Source organism: Thermoplasmata archaeon (assembly GCA_035632695.1).
GTDB lineage: Archaea > Thermoplasmatota > Thermoplasmata > RBG-16-68-12 > RBG-16-68-12 > RBG-16-68-12.
In genome coordinates this window covers 1-2,646 of record DASQGG010000001.1, presented here as the reverse complement: position 1 = coordinate 2,646, position 2,646 = coordinate 1, and the positions used below count along the sequence as shown (strand labels likewise).

Here is a 2,646-nt window from a genome sequence, read left to right as displayed (position 1 = left end):
GCGGGTCCCAATACGGGCGGCAGCCAGTTCTTCATCAACGTGGCGGACAACCTGCGCCTGGACGACAAGCACCCCGCGTTCGGCCGCGTCGTGTCGGGCATGGAGGTCGCGGACGCAATCAGCAAGGCGCCGCGGAACCGGCAAGACCGACCCCTCCAGGACGTCGTGATCCGGAAGGCGTCGTTGGTCTAGACGCCACCGCGGCCCCGACGGAAAAAGTCCACTTCAAGTACCACCGTGGCGTGCGAGGGGTCGAATCCGCCATGTCGCTCTCCCTGGAATCCCGCGTGCGGTTGAACAACGGCGTTCCCATGCCGTGGCTCGGGCTCGGCGTGTATCGGGCATCCCCCGGGCGTTCGACCCGGTCCGCGGTGCGGGAGGCGCTCCGCGTCGGATATCGGCTCATCGACACGGCCAAGCTCTACCGCAACGAGGCGGATGTGGGTGCGGCGGTCCGGGAGAGTGGGCTGCCTCGGGAGGAGATCTTCGTGACCACGAAGCTCTGGAACACGGATCACGGGTACGACGCGGCCCTCCGCGCGTTCGACCGGAGCCTGAGGGAGCTCGGCCTCGAATACGTGGACCTGTACCTGATCCACTGGCCCGTCCCCGGAGCGCGGCGGGAGACTTGGAAGGCGCTGGAGGTGATCTACGCCCAGGGCAAGGCCCACGCCATCGGGGTCAGCAACTACATGCCGCACCACCTCACCGAGCTCCTGGAGGATGCGAGAGTGGTGCCCGCGGTGGACCAGGTGGAGATGAACCCGTTCCTCCCGCAGCGGGAGCTTCAGGCCTTCTGCCGCGACCATGGGATCCGGCTGGAGGCGTACAGCCCCCTGACCCAGGGCCACCGCCTGGACGACACGCGCGTGGCCTCGGCGGCAAGGAAGCACGGAAAGACGCCCGCCCAGATCCTCCTGCGGTGGTGCCTCCAGGCCGAAGCCGTGGCCATTCCGAAGTCCACCCATCCGGAGCGCATCCGGGAGAACAGCGAGATTTTCGATTTCGTCCTGGACGCGGAGGACCTCCAGGTGCTCTCCACCGTGGACGAGTCGCTTCACACGAGCTGGGATCCCACGCAGCAGCCCTGAGCTCGGGCTTAGGTCCGCCTAAAACTCGAACAATACGTACGATGCCACCCCGCCCTACTTATCCCGCCGGGATTTCGGTCAGCCTAAGAGGCATCGGTATGTCGGCAAATGGAAATGCATTGACGCATCGGGACGATGCGCTTGAGCGGCGAATGAAGGGACGCCGGCAGGTGCGGTCGGGCACGATTGTATTCGTGGGCCTGGTCCTCCTCGTCCTCGGCGCCCTCGCCGGCGGCATCGCGGGTCACTTCTCCGCCTCTCCGTCCGTGAACGCTTCGGGCACGGAGCACCTGTACCTCACGATTGCCTTCGACCCCTACACGGGGCTCGACAAGTACTTCCCCGCGAACTTCACGATTCCCGCGAACGTGCCCGTCCTCATCACCATCACGAATTATGACAACGGGACCAACGTGGTTCCGGCGGCATTTGCCAAGGTCACCGGCACCGTGGACGGGACCGAGACGATCACGAACGCCACCGCGAGCGGCGTAGCGGTGACCTCCATCCCGGCGACGCGCGTCACCCACACGTTCACCCTTGTCGCAGCTCCCTACAACATCAACGCGCCGATCCCCGCCGCGCAGGGAACACACCCGACCGTCGTGTCCTTCACCGTGGTCCTCACGACCCCGGGCCAGTACACCTGGCACTGCATGGCGCCGTGCGACATGGACGCGATGATGACGCCGGGATTCATGATGGGGACCGTCACGGTGGTAAACGAGTAGGCGGGAAACGGCGGGTGGTCATCTAACCCTTACCGGAGTGGAGCGACCGATGCCTCGGTAACCACTCCACTCCCTTCTTTCCCGCGGGCCGTGGCCTACGCCATGCCGGGCTTGCGGGCTGCAAGCGCCTCGGCGACAGCGGCCCGGACGGGCTCGTAGTCCTTGGGATCGCGCACGACAGGCCCGCGCTCCACGACGACGGCGAAGCCGCGCCCAATCCGATGCCGGGCGGCAATCAGCATCCCCCGCGGCGAATCCAGCCCGACGACCTCGATCCGGACGTCATGGCCGAAATCCCGGAAGAGCCGCTCCGCGATGGAATGGATGCGTTCGCCATTTTCGCGGACGAAGGCCGGCGCTTCGTCCATCTCCTCGTGGGAGAGCCGCTCGGCCGGCCGATTCATGAAGGGCTGGGCGCACGTCGGGCCACACGGCTTGAGAATCGCCGGCAAGAGCCCGAGCATCTGGACCTTTAGGGGTGCCGAAGCCACAGACACGCCAAGCCCCCACGGAGCTAAAGCCTTTGGCGCCTCCCTGCACCATCCGTCGTGCGGATCTGCAAGGGCGAGCCCGTCGATTTCCGTCCGAGCCGGGACGAGTCGGGTCGATAGAGACAGATTCAAAAGCCCTTCCGGCTATACCGTGCTGGGTCCTGGCACGGCTACGGCCCAGCCAGGGTAAGGGGAGGCTAAGGATGGCATTCCTGGACACGCCATTTCTGTGGGTTATCGTCGCGATTGCGGTGTACGCCGTGGCCTATCTTGGCTATGGGAAATGGATCGACCGCCGCGTGTGGAAGTCTGAGGTCAAGCGAACGACGCCGG

4 protein-coding genes are annotated in these 2,646 nt (G+C 65.7%); 3 read left to right on the top strand and 1 reads right to left on the bottom strand.

Annotation, left to right across the window (positions count from 1 at the left end; all coding sequences use genetic code 11):
* The 3 genes from VEY12_00020 to VEY12_00010 all read left to right on the top strand — a co-directional run.
* Positions 1-192 (top strand): peptidylprolyl isomerase (locus tag VEY12_00020; protein ID HYM38516.1); only part of this gene is annotated, 192 nt, incomplete at its 5' end.
* A gap of 71 nt (positions 193-263) precedes the next feature.
* On the top strand, positions 264-1,091 hold the full coding sequence (locus VEY12_00015; protein HYM38515.1) for an aldo/keto reductase: 828 nt from the start codon (positions 264-266) through the stop codon (positions 1,089-1,091).
* Between the two features lie 152 nt (positions 1,092-1,243).
* Positions 1,244-1,822, top strand: a complete 579-nt coding sequence (locus VEY12_00010) for a hypothetical protein (protein ID HYM38514.1) — start codon at positions 1,244-1,246, stop codon at positions 1,820-1,822.
* A gap of 95 nt (positions 1,823-1,917) precedes the next feature.
* On the opposite strand, the gene VEY12_00005 is transcribed toward VEY12_00010, so the two are convergent.
* Complete coding sequence (locus VEY12_00005) at positions 1,918-2,313, bottom strand: hypothetical protein (protein HYM38513.1); 396 nt, start codon at positions 2,311-2,313, stop codon at positions 1,918-1,920.
* Between the last annotated feature and the right edge of the window lie 333 nt (positions 2,314-2,646).